We start from the raw sequence: 14726 nt of genomic DNA on the forward strand, positions 1-14726 counted from the left end.
CGGTCGGCTCAGCGCGAGGTGGGGAACGGCAGGGCGTCCTGGTAGGCGTTCACCGGCTTGGCGACCTTCTCGACGGTGACGCCGTCGAGCGCGGCCGCGGCGGAACCCGTCCCCAGGGTTCCGCTCGCGTGCCACGTTCCGGTGATCGTCACCCAGGTGTTGGCGGACAGGGCCGGGATGCCGTAGACCCGCACCTTGATGGACTGGGCGTCCGCCGCGCAGCACGAGATCATGATCCGGGTCAGGTCCCAGTAGGTGGACCCCTTGTCGGGCGTGACGAACCCGGTCATCTGGACGGTGCGGCCCTTGATGGCCCGCTCTCGGTCCTGCTGCACGCGGGTCGTGAAGTCGGTGAGGGTCATCGGCAGCGGCGAGGTCGCGGGCAGCGGATCGAAGGAGTCCTGCACGGGGACGGCCTTCGTGTCGGCGCGGGACGCGGTGTAGGCGCCGAGAGCGGGTGGGGCGTAGAAGAGGAGGCTGAGCGCGGGGAGGAAGAGCAGCCAGGCGACGCGGGGCACCTTGGAGTGGTTGTGGCCGCCCATGTGCTCTTCGGCGGGTTCGGTGTGGTCGTGACCTATGTGGCCACGGTCCATGTGGCCGGGGCCCACGTGGTCGTCGTCCGGGCCCGGGTTCTGCCGTGCCCGTGACCATGCCTCCGCGATGCCGAGCAGGATCAGTAGGAACCCGGACACGACGAGCATCGGGCGCATGCTCGGCTTGACGTAGCGCAGGCACAGGTCGGTGAAGAGCGAGGCGTGCAGCAGGCCCAGGCCGCTGAGGACGAGCAGGGTCACCTGGAGGGGGCGTCTCACAGCAGTACGGCTCCGATCAGCGCGCTGGACAGTACCGCGACGACCGTCGTGGCGGCGGAGAAGCGAGCCGCGAAGGCCCGGCCGAACGTGCCCGCCTGGAGGGCGATCAGCTTCAGGTCCACCATGGGGCCCACGACCATGAAAGCGAGCCGGGCAGTGGGGGAGAAGCCCGTGAGGGAGGACGCTACGAACGCGTCTGCCTCGGAGCAGACTGCGAGGATGATCGCGAGCGCGGCCAGGAACAGCACCGACAGCCACGGCGAGCCGGCGAAGGTGTCGAGGACCGAGCGCGGGACCGCGACATTGAAGGTCGCCGCCGCCATGGCCCCGACGACCAGGAACCCGCCCGCGTGCAGGAAGTCGTGCTGGAAGCCGGTGCGGAACTCCGTGAAGCGGCTGTGCCCAGGCCGGTGCCCGGTGTGGCGCGCGACGGGCCGCAGCCACTCCTCGCGCCCCAGCCAGAGCCACAGCCAGCCCATCACCACGGCGGTCGCGAGCGAGGCGAGCAGCCGGGCCAGCACCATCACAGGGCTGGCGGGAAACGCGATCGCGGTGGCGGTCAGCACGACCGGGTTGATCGCGGGCGCCGAGAGCAGGAACGCGAACGCGGCGGCCGGGGTGACCCCGCGCCCGATCAGACTGTTCGCGACCGGCACCGACGCGCACTCACAGCCCGGCAGCACGACCCCCGCCATCCCGGCCACCGGCACGGCGAACGCGGCCCGCTTCGGCAGCACCTTCGTGAACACCCGCGCCGGCACGAACGCGTTGATCGCCCCCGACAGAGCCGTACCGAGCAGCAGGAAGGGCAGCGCCTGTGTGGTGATGGCGAGACACACGGTCCGCCAGGCCTGCACGGCCGGCGCGTCCAGCCACCGCCCGACGACGAACAGGAGCAGCCCCGGGACGACAGCCGCCCCGAGCAGCATGAGCGGCCAGGACCGGGGCCACCCGGCTGCCGCGACATCCGCTTCCGCCGCCGCTCCGGGTGGCTCAACCGTCGTCTGCACACGAGCTCCACATGTTCGATGTCCGCGTCGAACATAGCGGGCCCGTCTCAGCCTTCGGCGACCGGCTCCGGGGAGCGGGCGTACTGTTCGACGACATCCAGGGGTGCCGTCGTGAACGCGTGCGCCTCGCTCATGCTGACGCGGTGCGTGCCACGGATCCCCGTCCCTTCCTTCCAGCGCCCCCCGCCTTCTCTCAGCGCCACTCGACCGCGAACGCCCGCGCCGGGTTCTCCGTGAAGACGCGCCACACCAGTTCCTCCCCCAACTCCACCGCGAGCCGTGGCCGCACCCGCCGCAGCAGATACGGCATCCCCGGGCCGCCGTCCACCGAGCGCGCGTCGGCGACCACGGTGTCCCCGCCGAGCAGCAGCCGGTCTCCGAAGCCGGCCTCGGCCAGGGTCCGGACCGCGTCCGGCATCCGCCAGTCCGTGGCGTGGTGGGCGCGGGACGGGCCGTCGAACGCCAGGTAGGCGCCCGTGTCGGCGGCCTGTCGCTGGACCACCGGGTCGGGGGAGCGGTTCAGGTGGCCGAGAATCACCCGGTGCGGCTCGACCCCCAACTTGCCGCACAGCAGGTCGAGTACGTCGAGGGCGCCCGTGCCCAGCTCCAGGTGCACGGCGATCGGCGCGCCCGTCGCGCCGTGGGCCTCGGCCGCGGCGGTCATCGTCCAGCGGGCGTGCGCGTCGAGGCCGTGGAAGCCACCCGCGACCTTGATGAACCCGGCGCGGACACCGGACGGCCCGATGCTTTCGGTCAGTTCGGCGACGAAGACCTCGGCCAGCTTGCCGCGCAGACCCTCCAACAACTCCGGGCTGTAGTGCGCCGCTTGGTGCAACCCGGTCGCGCAGACCACGTGCACACCCGTCGACCGGGACAGCAGCGGCAGATCGGCGACCCGCCGCCCCATCCCGTACGGCGTCCACTGGACGACGCTGCCCCCGCCGACGGAACGGAACGTATTCAACTCGGCCCGTGCGGCCGAGGCGTCGCCCAGCTCCTGGCCGGGGAGTCGCGGGCTGCGGAGGAAGAGATGGTCGTGCGCGTCGCACATACCCAACAGCCGCGGGTCCACATCCCCAAGTACCGTACGGACGACGGCACTCACCACTGCCGCCCACGCGGTAACCCGCCCCGCCCCGGCGCCGAAAGGTGCAGCACCTGGAACACGTCCCCCTCCGCCTTCGGCGTCTCGTGTTCCCAGAGCGAGAAATGGACGAGCTCCCAGCTGTGCGGGTCGACGGCCGCCGCCGCGAGGACCGCACCGTCCTCCCCGGCCAGCCGCCGGGTCTCACCCACCGCGTCCTCCATCACCGCTGCCAACTCCCCACTCCCCGCGATCCGTTGACGCTGCCGCACGGCGACGGCCACCGGTGAGCCCGCGGCACCGCCCTCCTCGTACGCGAGGCCGGTCCACCGCAACACCTGCGGCCGCCCGAAGTCGTCGACGAGCCCCTGGAAGGCGCCGCCCCAGAGGAAGCGGTTCATGCCCTCGACCGTGTTCCACAGATAGAACGGCGCGTACTGGTTGACCGGCGAACCGTGCATCCCGCGCTCACGCACCAGGTACGCCTTGAGACCGAGCCCGTCCCAGTCGTCGAGCAGATGCCCGACCCGGGCGACCCGATCCCGGACGATGCCCATGTCGTAGTCGGCGGGAAGGGTGAGTTCGTACTGCATCGCGTGCATCGAATGCCTCCTCAGGAGGGCGAGAGAAGAGAGAGCAGTCCCCGGACACCGGCGTCGAAGGCGGCCGGCGACCCGGACGCGCGGGCCAGGACGTACCCGCCCTGCACGGTAGCGAGGATCGTCGCGGCGATCTCCTCACCGTCCAACTCCGGCCCGAACTGCCCTTGTTCCTTGCCCTCTTCGACGATTCCGGCGAGCCGCTCACGGATCGCGTCGAGCGTCGCGTCCACCGGCTCCCGCAGCTCGGCGCTGGCGATCACGTCCGGATCCATCGTCAGCCGCCCGACCGGACACCCGCGCAGCACATCCCGCTCGCGCCGCAGATACGCCTCGATCCGCTCGTACGGCGTGCCCGGCCCGTCGAGTACTCCCTCGGCGGTAGCCAACAACTCCTCGGCGGTCCGCCGGATCGCCGCCAGCGCCAGCTCCGGCTTGCCCTTGAAGTGGTGGTACATGCTGCCCTGTCCGGCACCCGCGCGCTCCAGGATCGCCTTGGGGCTGGTGCCGACGTAGCCGCGCTCCCACAACAGCTCGCGCGTGGACTCGATCAGTCGCTCCGGGGTGCTCATGCGAGGACTGTACATACTAGTAGGTACAGAAGTCGAGGAGTTATCGACGGACCGGGGGAGCAGCCGCAACGCACCCGCGTACTCCCCAGGAGGTACGCACACAGCCGCTGGCCGTACGACGACCCGGCCCCCTCCCCGGAGCCAGTCTCGATACATCACCGGACATCTTGGAGATGAATCGACATGCAGACTCTGGCGAACTGGAACGGCGGCGGCCCCGGCCCGTGGATCCTGTTCTTCCCGCTGATCTGGGCGGCCGTGGTGGTCGGCGCGGTGACCGTCCTTCGCCGTACCGCCTGGCGCGGTCGCGGGAACGGGCGCGGTGGACCGTGGCGCGCGATGGCCGACCCCCGTCCCACGGGCGACTCCCCGCTCGCCGTCCTCGGCCGCCGCTTCGCCTCCGGCGAGATCGACGAGGACGAGTACTGGCGCCGCCTGTCCGTCCTGGACGAGCAGTTCGGCAGCACCGGCAAGGGAGGTGGCCCGGCATGACCACCGCGACCACCACCCGCACGGCCGCGCGGGTCGTCGACGCCGTCAAGGTGTACGGCGTCGGCGACACCGCCGTACGCGCCCTGGACGGGGTGAGCGTCGACTTCCCGGCCGGCCGCTTCACCGCGATCATGGGCCCCTCGGGCTCCGGCAAGTCGACCCTGATGCACTGCGCGGCCGGACTCGACACGCTCAGCTCCGGCGCCGCGTACATCGGCGACACGGAACTCGGTACTCTCGACGACCGCCGCCTCACGCTCCTCCGCCGCGACCGGGTCGGCTTCGTCTTCCAGGCGTTCAACCTGATCCCGACACTCACCGTCGCCGAGAACATCACCCTCCCCCTGGACCTCTCCGGAGCCAGGGGTGACCAGGAGTGGATCGACGCGCTCGTCGACGTCGTCGGCCTACGCGACCGCCTCCACCACCGCCCCTCGGAACTCTCCGGCGGCCAGCAGCAACGCGTGGCCGTGGCAAGGGCGTTCGCGGGCAGGCCGGAGGTCGTCTTCGCCGACGAGCCGACCGGCAACCTCGACTCCCGCTCCGGCGGCGAGGTCCTCGGACTGCTCCGCCGTGCCGTACGGCAGACGGACCGCACGGTGGTGATGGTGACCCACGACCCGGTCGCCGCCGCCCACGCCGACGAGGTCGTCTTCCTCGCCGACGGACGCCTGGTGGACCGTATGGAAGCCCCCACAGCGGAAAAAGTCCTCGACCGCCTGAAGGCCTTCGAGGACGTGAGGTCATGAACGCGTCCGTACGCCTCAGCATGTCCTCCCTACGGGCCCACAAAAGGCGCTTCGCCGGTACGTTCCTCGCCGTGTTCCTCGGGGTCGCCTTCCTCGCCGGAACCCTCGTCATGGGCGACACGCTGCGCGCCAACTTCGACACCATGTTCGGCGACGCGACCAGCGGCACGGACGCGGTGGTCCGCAGCGCCGACGCCATCACAACACCCGGCGAGAGCCAGGGAGTACGGCAACCGGTGAGCACGGCCCTGCTGAAGACCATCGACCAGGTCCCCGGCGTCGCGGCCGCCGCCCCCAGCATCCAGGGATCGGGCCAACTCGTCGGCGCCGACGGCGAGGCCATCGGCGGCAAGGGCCCGCCCACCCTCGCCGGCAACTGGATCACCGACCCGAAGCTCAACCCGTACCGGCTCGCGGAGGGCCGAACTCCGGCCGGTCCGGGCGAGGTTGTCATCAACCGAGGTGCCGCCGACAAGGGCCACTTGAAGATCGGCGACACGACGACCCTGCGCACCCCCGACCCTGTCAAGGTGACGATCGTCGGCCTCGCGACCTTCGGCGGCGAGGACGGCATGGCGCAGGTGACGTTCACCGGCATGACGCAGTCCGACGCCGAGAAGTACCTCACCGCGAAGCCGGGCGAGGCGGCGAGCATCCAAGTACGAGCAGGCCCGGGCGTAAGCCAGCAAGCACTGGTCGACCGCCTGACTCCCGTCCTCCCCAAGGGAGTTGACGCGATCACGGGTCAGCAGTCGGCGCAGGAGAACACGGACATGATCTCGTCCCAGTTCCTGACCATCTTCACCACGTTCCTGCTGGTGTTCTCCGGCATCGCCCTGCTGGTCGCGACCTTCTCCATCCACAACACGTTCGCGATCGTCATCGCCCAACGCACCCGGGAGAACGCCCTGTTGCGTGCCCTCGGCGCCTCCCGTCGCCAGGTCACCGCAGCCACCGTCACCGAGGCGAGCGTCGTCGCCGTGACCGCGTCGGCCGCCGGACTCGCGGGCGGCATCGGGATCGCGGCCGGACTGAAGATGCTGTTCCCGGCCATCGGATTCCCTTTCCCCGAGGGCGACTTGGTGATCCGCACGCTCTCGATGGTCCTGCCCCTCGCGGTCGGCATCATCGTCTGCCTGGGCTCCGCACTCATGCCGGCGGTACGAGCGGGCCGCACCGCACCCCTCGCGGCCCTGCGCGAGACGGCCGTGGACCAGTCAGGCGCGTCCCGCGTCCGAGCGGTGACAGGAATGGCACTCGCAGCCTTCGCGATCGGGGCCACCCTCACCGGAGTACTGATCTCACCGTCCTTGCTGCTGGCGGGAGTTGGCGCGGTACTGGCCCTGGTCGCCTTCGTGGTCCTGGGCCCGGTCGCCTCCTCCACGGCGGTACGCGTCCTCGGCAGCCCCCTGGACCGACTGCGCGGCGTCACCGGCGGACTCGCCCGACGCAACGCCCTGCGCAGCCCCCGCCGTACGGCCGCCACCGCGAGCGCGCTGATGATCGGCGTGGCCGTGGTGTCCCTGTTCACCGTGTTCGGCGCCTCGTTGAAGGCCACGATGGACCAGACGGTGTCCCGGTCCTTCGCCGGTGACGTGGCCGTCAGCACCCCGTCCTTCGGCGCGGGCGGCAGCGGCCTGAGCCCCCGACTCGCCGCAGCCATCGGCAAGCTGCCCGAGGTGAACACGGCAGTGGGACTGGGCCGAGGAGTAGCCGAAGTAGATGGCAAGGGACGGGCGTTGACAGTGACGGACCCCACCGCCCTAGCCCGCACTTTCGACCTGGGCACCATCCAGGGCTCCCTCCGCGCCCTCGGCACGGACGGCATCGCCATCACCAGGACGGAGGCCGACCGCCAACACCTGACCACCGGCAGCAAGGCCCAACTGGCCTTCGCCGACGGCAAGAAGAAGACCTTCACCGTCCGCGCGGTCTACGGCCAGTCCGAACTCGCCGGCGACTACGTCATCACCCGAGCAGCCTGGGCCCCCCACCGCACCCAGGACTCCGACACACTGGTCGCCGTCTCCTTCAAGAACGGCGTGAGCACGGCCAAGGGCAAAGCCGCAGTCGATCGGATCGCTGCCCAATACGGCAACCCACAAGTCCAGACCCGCCACGAGTACGCGCAATCCTCGGCCGGCGGCATCGACATGATGCTGACGCTCGTCTACGCCCTGCTGGCCCTCGCGGTCCTGATCGCCCTGCTGGGCATCGCCAACACCCTCACCCTGGCGATCCACGAACGCACCCGCGAACTGGGCCTGTTGAGGGCGGTCGGCCAGACCCGTTCCCAACTCCGGGCGATGGTCCGCTGGGAGTCGGTCCTGGTCGCCGCCTTCGGCACGCTCGGCGGCCTAGCCCTCGGCGCCTTCCTAGGCTGGGTCCTGGTCAAGGCCTCGGACGGCGCGAGCGACAGCGCCTTCGCCTTCGCACTCCCGCCCGTCCAACTCATGGTGGTAGCCCTGGTGGGCGTCTCCGCGGGCGCTCTCGCGGGCCTGCGCCCAGCACGCCGCGCGGCACGACTGGACGTACTGCGGGCGATCGCCACCGAGTGATCTGACCCGGGTGGAGAAACTCACGGCGTCCACCTCCACCGACGGCGAGGGCCCACCAAGTCCCACTGTCCCCACGCCGACGGCCGAGAGGGAGCCGTAGGGGCGCGCCGGTGTCGAGAGCCCCAGCGCGCGGAGGCGCGCAGCGCCGAGCACGGTGGGGCTCTCGACACCGGCTCCCAGCGCCCCGAAGGCGACCGAACCAAAAGAGGTGCGCGCAGTGCCTAACCAACACCGGCCCACCCACACGGCACAATCCAACACCGGTCCAGCATCGCGAGTTTTCAACAAGGGCTCAGGCGCGTCGCCATCCGAAGACCAACCCGGCCATCCCGCCGTCTACAACACAGGCCCGGGCACCCGTCTTCTCAACACAGGCCCGGGCACCTCGCCGCCTACAACACAGCCCCAGGCACCCGCCTCCTCAACACAGACAAGGCACCCAATAGCCACCCCCCCCGCAACGAATCACCGCCCGATCAACCGGCAACGGCGGACCGGGCGGGAGCGGGTTGGGGCCGGTGACCGTCGACCGGACGCTCGACCTCGGTGACGAACCGATGCGCGGGCTTCTCCGCAGCCGTACGACACAGCGGACGAGCCGGTGCCGCCGTCGCCGGCGTAGGTGCGGTCAGCGTGAACCACACGACCTTCCCGGACTCCCCGTCCGGCCGCACCCCCCAGTTCTCGCTCACCGCGGCGACCATCGCGAGCCCGCGCCCACATGTGGCCGAAGGGGAGACCTCGTCGATGTCCCCCACGACCGGAAGCCGGGGGTCGTGGTCGTGCACCGAGACCATGAGCTGGTCCAGCAGCAGCTCGATCTCGACGACGCACGTCTTGTCGGGCTGGGCGTGCCGGTGGACGTTGGTGAGGAGCTCTGTGACACCGAGCGCGGCCCGGTCTATCAGAGGATCCAGATGCCAGTAGCGCAATTGCGCAGATACGATTCTGCGGACCTGGCCGATCCGCGACGGCAGGGCTTGGAGCTCCACCGTGCAGTGCCTGCTTGGGTGACTGATCACGGCTGCGACTCCCCGACTGAGGTCCGGAAGAACACGGAGTTCGGATCCAGCAGGGTGGTCAAGGAAGGCCGCCTGCTGTTGTGTCCGGCGGGCTGGTTCGCAGCGTTATCGCCGGTAAACCCAGAGTGACGTGAGACCAGAGTGACTCAGGGGCCGCGGTCCCGCAACTCGCGGCCGGCAACTGCTCTTCAATGGCGCGGAACAGCCGTCGTACGGCCCGGATGAACCACTCCACGGCACGGACGAACCGCTCCACGGCACGGACCGGCCACTCCACCGCAGGGCCGCTCCACCGCACGAAGAATCCACCGCACGAAGAATCCACCGCGCGAAGAATCCACCACACGGGGAATCCGCCGCGAGGATCAACCGCCCCGCCCGGCCGCTTTGCGCACGGCCTCGATGAACCGTCGTGCCGCGGGTGGCCCCGGCTGCCCGGGCGCGGGGTCGTGTTCGCCGAGGGTCAGCAGATACCTGTTGCCGTTGAGGTCGGCCAGCGCCCGATCCTCGGGAGCGAACCAGGGTTTCGAGGCACGCACCGCCTGCACCGGCGCGCTGTCGATCTCGCTGCCGTAGCTGGTGAGCAACTCCAGCCTGCCGTCATTGATCCGGACCTGTCCGGCCCGGGTGAGCGACCGCAGCCGCTTCCCGATCCGCACGCCCGTGGCCGTGAACTCCGGCTCCGCCATGCTTCCCCGCCCCCTTGGTCCAGGACATCTGGTGATCCAGTGTGCGCCCCCGTTCAGGACGTTCGTCCCGCTCCGGTGCAGTCTGCCCGCCTGGGCCGTCGAGCACCAGTACGTACTGCCCGGTCACGGTGAGTATCCGGAGCACTCGCGCGAGTGCGCCCCCAAGCCCCGCCGATGGCCCACCTACAGCTCGTCGCCAACCTGTCGTCCACCCGAGGCACCCGCGTCGCCCACCCGAGGCACCCGCGTCGCCCACCCGAGGCACCCCCGTCGCGAGCCCGCCGCAGCCCTGCCCCAGGGCCGCCTTTGAGCCGCCCAAAGGTGTGTTTATGCAGGTGAGAAGCGTGCGGAAGGTGCCTATGATCGAGGTGTCGGCCGCGCGAGGCGCCGTCGGCGCAACGTGTAAGGAGCCCCACCGTGAGCACCACCCCACAGACCCTGACCGGTGCCACCCTCGACGTCGACCGCAGCGACGCCGACTACCGGAACTGGCTCAAAGAAGCCGTCCGCAAGGTCCAGGCCGACGCCAACCGCTCCGCCGACACACACCTGCTCCGGTTTCCGCTCCCGGAGAGGTGGGGCATCGACCTGTACCTGAAGGACGAGTCGACCCACCCCACCGGCAGCCTCAAACACCGCCTCGCCCGCTCCCTTTTCCTCTACGGCCTCTGCAACGGCTGGATCCGGCCCACCCGCCCGGTGATCGAGGCGTCCAGCGGTTCCACGGCGGTCTCCGAGGCGTACTTCGCCAAGCTGATCGGGGTGCCCTTCATCGCGGTCATGCCGCGCACGACCAGCGCGGAGAAGATCCGTCTGATCGAATTCCACGGCGGGCAGTGCCACTTCGTGGACGACCCGCGCAAGATGTACGAGGAGTCGGCCGCCCTCGCGGTGGAGACCGGCGGCCACTACATGGACCAGTTCACCTACGCGGAGCGGGCCACGGACTGGCGCGGCAACAACAACATCGCCGAATCCATCTTCCGCCAGCTGGAGTTGGAGCGTTTCCCGGAGCCCGCGTGGATCGTCGCCACGGCCGGCACCGGCGGTACCTCGGCGACCCTCGCGCGCTATGTCCACTACATGCAGCACGACACCCGTGTCTGTGTCGCCGACCCGGAGAACTCCTGTTTCTTCGAGGGCTGGACCACCGGCGACCCGGACGTCACCCGCGACTGCGGCTCCCGCATCGAGGGCATCGGCCGCCCCCGTATGGAACCGAGCTTCGTCCCCGGCGCCATCGACCGCATGATGAAGGTCCCGGACGCGGCCAGCGTCGCCGCCGTGAGGGCCCTGGAACAGGCCATCGGCCGCAAGGCGGGCGGCTCCACCGGCACCGGCCTCTGGAGCGCCCTGAAAATCATCGCCGAGATGGTCGCGGCAGGCCAACAGGGCAGCGTGGTAACCCTGTTGTGCGACCCGGGCGACCGCTACCTGGACAAGTACTACTCGGACACGTGGCTGACGGCGCAGGGTCTGGACATCACTCCGTACAGCGAGGCGATCACCTCGCTCCTGGCAACGGGAGTATGGCCAAGGTGAACTTCTGGCTGCCGAGGTGGGCAACGCCCCTTCTTTCAGGGGCGCGGGGCTGTATCGATGTGCGGCTCCGCCGCGTGGGCGCGACCAGCCACGACGGCGCAGCACCCGACCGACGCACGCAACGGCACCACTAACGCGCCAGCCACCGATCCAACGCCGTCACCGCATCTCTGAACGCCCGCCCCAACCCAGGCCGTGCCACCCGCAACACACCCCGAAACGGCGCGGCCCCATCCGCGGCGAACGTCCACTGAACCCGAGTCCCACCCCCGGCAGGAGCCAACCGCCACTCCTCGACCAGCGCCCGGATCCCCGGCGCGTTGGTCACATCGACCCGATACGCGTACGTCTCCGGCGACTTGGCCACCAACACGGTCTCCTCGAACCGCGTCCCACCCAGCAGCCGAACCTCACGCCCAGCCCCGTCACCGGTAGGCCGAGCCGACCTCACCGCTGAGAACCACTCGCTCCAGCCGGCCACATCCTCGGCGAGCGCACTGAACACGGCGTCGGGCAGCGCGGCGACCTCCCGCGCGAAGACCAGTCGTACGGGCGCGGTCTCGACGAAGTCGATCCCCACCGGACGCAGACGGTGAGCCATGGTCAAACCTCCGCTACGCGACGGCAGTTGGGGTCGGAGAAGGCGTCACCCTAGCTGACGGGGGATCAGATGTCTGCCCCGTCACCGGCTTCGCCCGCCACCACGAGCCGCAGATGCTCGGAGATGTCCGCACGCGCCTCGACCGGCAACCCCGCGTCCGTCACCAGCGTGTCGACCTGTTCCAGCGCGGCGAACGAACTCAGGCCCACCGTCCCCCACTTGGTGTGGTCGGCGACGACCACGACCCGCCGCGCGGACTGCACGAGCCGGCGGTTGGTCTCGGCCTCGGCGAGGTTCGGGGTCGACAGGCCGGCCTCGATCGATATGCCGTGCACGCCGAGGAACAGCATGTCGAAGTGGAGCGCCGCGATCGCCTGGTCGGCCACCGGTCCCACCAGCGAGTCGGAGGGGGTGCGCACTCCGCCGGTCAGCACGACCGTCGCCGCGCCCTGCCGCTGCTTCGAGGTGCGCTGCGCCGCGTGGAAGACGTCCGCCACCCGCACCGAGTTGGTGACCACGGTGAGATCGGGGACCTCGAGGAGGTGATGCGCGAGCGCGTACGTCGTCGTACCGCCCGAGAGCGCGATCGCCGTACCCGGCGCCACCAACTCCGCGGCCGCCCGCGCGATGTCCTCCTTGGCGGTCAGCTCAAGACCCGACTTCGCCTCGAAGCCCGGCTCGTGCGTGCTCGCCTCGACGACCGGGACCGCCCCGCCGTGCACCTTCTCCAGGACGCCCTGGCGGGCCAGCGCGTCGAGATCGCGGCGCACGGTCATGTCCGACACGCCGAGCTTGCGGGTCAGTTCGTTGACGCGGACGCCACCGCGGCGCCGGACCTCGTCGAGGATCAGGGCGCGCCGCTGCTCCGCGAGGAGGTTCTGATTCTCACTCACGTACGCTCCGGTCCTTTCGCCGCAACCCGTCACACTGCCCGCGCGCCCGCCCCGACCAGGACATTCTTCCCGGCTGCGGTGCGCGGACGCCCCAATACTCGCACGCCCCCGCAAGCACCGCGCCACCGCCTGTCCCGACGCGCACATGTCATTCAGTCATCATCCGTCGCTCGCGTGTCACACCGATCGGGGGAGATTCGGTGACGGGGCGTGTGCGACGCGCCGGAAAGGACGATCCTGGTGTGCACACGGACACAGACGAACAGTGCGTCACGGGGGATGTGCGAACAGTGGAGCGTGTACAGGAACATGCCGTCACGACCGAGGCGAAGAGCCCTGCCGGACGGCTCGATCAGACCGAACCCGCCCTGGAACTCCTGGTCCACGGAGTCGGCGGCACCACACCCGAGGAGATGCTCGGCGATCCACGCACGGTGCGGATCACCGGCGACGACACCGCGGCCGTCTTCCGGCGCGCGGCCGACGTGGACGCCGAGTCCCGGCCCGCCGACCAGCGCGACGGACCGATCCGCGAGGCCTACGTCTGGTGCAACCTCACCTCGGGCAACGGCACGCGCGCCCTGTGGCTGTTGCTGCTGCCGTTCATGGTCGTCAACCTCGCGCACTGGATGCGCCCCACCGCCCGCGGCCGGCAACGGACGGTGCGTTTCTACGGCCTGCTGGTGCGGCTCGCGGGACTGACCCTGACCGTGCTGCTCGTCGCGGCCGCCTGCGAGGTCGCCCTCGACCTGGCCGCCTGGCAGTGCGCCGGCACGCGCGCGTGCGCCGAACGGCACACCTGGCTGGGCTTCCTGTCGCCCACGATGTCGCACGACAGCTGGTGGAGCCGGCCCGGCCGCCGCCTCGCGCTCGCCGCCCTGGTGCCGACCGCGCTCACAGTCCTCCTCTGGTACCTCTCCCGCCGTACCTGGAGCGAGTACGAGTCGCAGCAGCCGATGTCCCGCCGACCCGAGCCCGACGACGAGACCGGCCACAGCGCTCTGGGCCGCCCCGGCTTCTGGTACGGCCGCCGTCTGGTGGCCCGACTGCGCGCCGCCCACACGGCGGCCGGCCTCCTGACGGTCGCCGCGGCCGTCACCGTCCCGACGGCCCGCTTCGACCGCGGGCCCGACGGCTCCGACCCCCTGGCCGGTCCCGGCGTACTCCTGGAGACCGCACTCGCCGGCCTCGCGTTCGTCGTGGTCTACGTGGTGTGCCGTCGCGGCCGCAGCGAGAACCGTCTCGACCAGGCCCTCGACCGCCGTCTCGTACGACGCCTGCCGCTCGGCGCACTCCTGGTGCTCGCCCTCGCCCTGCTGTACGCCGGTTGGTCGCGCCCGGGATGGCAGTCGTCCGGGCGACTGCCCGGAGACATCGCTTTCGGTGGAATCGCCCTGATCCAGGGCCTGTTGGTGGTCGCCCTCGCTGTCGTCGCCCACCTGCTGTACCGCACCCACCCCGACCCGCGTTCCGCGATGCACGGCCTCGGCGGACCGGCCGTGGCGATGCTGGCCTGCGCCCTGGGCGGCGTGATGTCCGGCGGGGTCTCGCAGCGGGTCTCCGACTGGCTGGACGGCACCGGAACGTCCATCGCGGGTCCGCCCGTCCTGCTCACCTGGCAGGCCTCGGTGATCCCGACGCTGCTCGTCGTCGTCCTCGTCCTGTGCGCCGGACTCGGCCACCGCACCTGGCGGCTGCGCCGTAGCGAACTGGCCGCGGTGGCGCACGACTACCCGGGCGAGCGGAAGGACCGGGCGCGCACCGCCCGGATCGCGAGCACGCGCGCGATGGCCGCGCTCACGGACCGCGGCCCCCTCCTCGCCGCAGTCGTCTCCACCGCGACCCTGCTCCTGGGCGCCGGAGCGCTCGTCGGCGCCTTCACCACCGACAGGACACCGGAACGGGCCGGGGAGGAGGGCCACGCCTTCGTGCACGGCGCCGCCCAGACCTCACAGGGCCTCGGCTCCTGGCTGATCGGGCTCGGCTTCATACTCTTCGTCACCTGGGGCAGGCGCGCCTACAAGGACGCCTCTGCGCGGCGCACCATCGGCATCCTGTGGGACGTGGGCACGTTCTGGCCGCGCGCCGCCCACCCCTTCGCCC

General features: G+C 70.7%; 14 protein-coding genes. 5 read left to right on the top strand and 9 right to left on the bottom strand.

Annotated elements, in window-relative coordinates:
* Window positions 1-8: 8 nt before the first annotated feature.
* From ACNFOC_RS19595 to ACNFOC_RS19615, 5 genes are all read right to left on the bottom strand, one after another.
* On the bottom strand, window positions 9-812 hold the full coding sequence (locus ACNFOC_RS19595) for a TIGR03943 family putative permease subunit (protein WP_416960372.1): 804 nt from the start codon (window positions 810-812) through the stop codon (window positions 9-11).
* On the bottom strand, window positions 809-1822 hold the full coding sequence (locus tag ACNFOC_RS19600; protein WP_416960373.1) for a permease: 1014 nt from the start codon (window positions 1820-1822) through the stop codon (window positions 809-811). Before ACNFOC_RS19600 ends, ACNFOC_RS19595 begins: the two co-directional genes overlap by 4 nt.
* 193 nt (window positions 1823-2015) lie before the next feature.
* Window positions 2016-2927 (bottom strand): phosphotriesterase family protein, encoded by a 912-nt coding sequence (locus ACNFOC_RS19605; protein WP_416960374.1) that lies wholly within the window; start codon window positions 2925-2927, stop codon window positions 2016-2018.
* On the bottom strand, window positions 2924-3508 hold the full coding sequence (locus ACNFOC_RS19610; RefSeq protein WP_416960375.1) for a DUF4865 family protein: 585 nt from the start codon (window positions 3506-3508) through the stop codon (window positions 2924-2926). Before ACNFOC_RS19610 ends, ACNFOC_RS19605 begins: the two co-directional genes overlap by 4 nt.
* A gap of 11 nt (window positions 3509-3519) precedes the next feature.
* Window positions 3520-4077, bottom strand: a complete 558-nt coding sequence (locus tag ACNFOC_RS19615; protein ID WP_416960376.1) for a TetR/AcrR family transcriptional regulator — start codon at window positions 4075-4077, stop codon at window positions 3520-3522.
* Window positions 4078-4260: 183 nt separating this feature from the next.
* Between ACNFOC_RS19615 and ACNFOC_RS19620 the strand changes: the two genes are divergently transcribed.
* Genes ACNFOC_RS19620 through ACNFOC_RS19630 form a run of 3 tightly spaced genes read left to right on the top strand, consistent with a single transcriptional unit; the run spans window position 4261 to window position 7876 of the window.
* Window positions 4261-4569: an SHOCT domain-containing protein gene (locus ACNFOC_RS19620; RefSeq protein WP_416960377.1), complete on the top strand. Its 309-nt coding sequence runs from the start codon at window positions 4261-4263 to the stop codon at window positions 4567-4569.
* The gene (locus ACNFOC_RS19625; protein ID WP_416960378.1) at window positions 4566-5318 is read left to right on the top strand and encodes an ABC transporter ATP-binding protein; all 753 of its coding nucleotides are present in this window, start codon (window positions 4566-4568) and stop codon (window positions 5316-5318) included. The genes ACNFOC_RS19620 and ACNFOC_RS19625 overlap by 4 nt, the downstream gene beginning before the upstream one ends.
* Window positions 5315-7876: an ABC transporter permease gene (locus tag ACNFOC_RS19630; RefSeq protein ID WP_416960379.1), complete on the top strand. Its 2562-nt coding sequence runs from the start codon at window positions 5315-5317 to the stop codon at window positions 7874-7876. The genes ACNFOC_RS19625 and ACNFOC_RS19630 overlap by 4 nt, the downstream gene beginning before the upstream one ends.
* A gap of 476 nt (window positions 7877-8352) precedes the next feature.
* On the opposite strand, the gene ACNFOC_RS19635 is transcribed toward ACNFOC_RS19630, so the two are convergent.
* Both ACNFOC_RS19635 and ACNFOC_RS19640 read right to left on the bottom strand, forming a co-directional pair.
* Window positions 8353-8898 carry an ATP-binding protein gene (locus ACNFOC_RS19635; RefSeq protein WP_416960380.1) on the bottom strand — a complete coding sequence of 182 codons (546 nt, stop codon included), beginning with the start codon at window positions 8896-8898 and terminating at the stop codon, window positions 8353-8355.
* Between the two features lie 365 nt (window positions 8899-9263).
* Window positions 9264-9587: a hypothetical protein gene (locus ACNFOC_RS19640; RefSeq protein ID WP_019058105.1), complete on the bottom strand. Its 324-nt coding sequence runs from the start codon at window positions 9585-9587 to the stop codon at window positions 9264-9266.
* A gap of 417 nt (window positions 9588-10004) precedes the next feature.
* On the opposite strand from ACNFOC_RS19640, the gene cds1 reads away from it, so the two are divergent.
* Window positions 10005-11129: an L-cysteine desulfhydrase Cds1 gene (gene cds1 / locus ACNFOC_RS19645; RefSeq protein ID WP_416960381.1), complete on the top strand. Its 1125-nt coding sequence runs from the start codon at window positions 10005-10007 to the stop codon at window positions 11127-11129.
* 130 nt (window positions 11130-11259) lie between these two features.
* Here the strand turns inward: cds1 and ACNFOC_RS19650 are convergent, their stop codons facing one another.
* Entirely contained in the window at window positions 11260-11730 is a 471-nt protein-coding gene (locus tag ACNFOC_RS19650) for an SRPBCC family protein (RefSeq protein WP_416960382.1), read from the bottom strand.
* 65 nt (window positions 11731-11795) lie between these two features.
* Window positions 11796-12623 (bottom strand): DeoR/GlpR family DNA-binding transcription regulator, encoded by an 828-nt coding sequence (locus ACNFOC_RS19655; protein ID WP_416960383.1) that lies wholly within the window; start codon window positions 12621-12623, stop codon window positions 11796-11798.
* Between the two features lie 290 nt (window positions 12624-12913).
* On the opposite strand from ACNFOC_RS19655, the gene ACNFOC_RS19660 reads away from it, so the two are divergent.
* Window positions 12914-14726, top strand: a 1813-nt coding sequence (locus ACNFOC_RS19660) for a hypothetical protein (RefSeq protein WP_416960384.1), incomplete at its 3' end; no start/stop codon positions are given.

The sequence above is a fragment of the Streptomyces colwelliae genome (assembly GCF_048158785.1).
GTDB lineage: Bacteria > Actinomycetota > Actinomycetes > Streptomycetales > Streptomycetaceae > Streptomyces.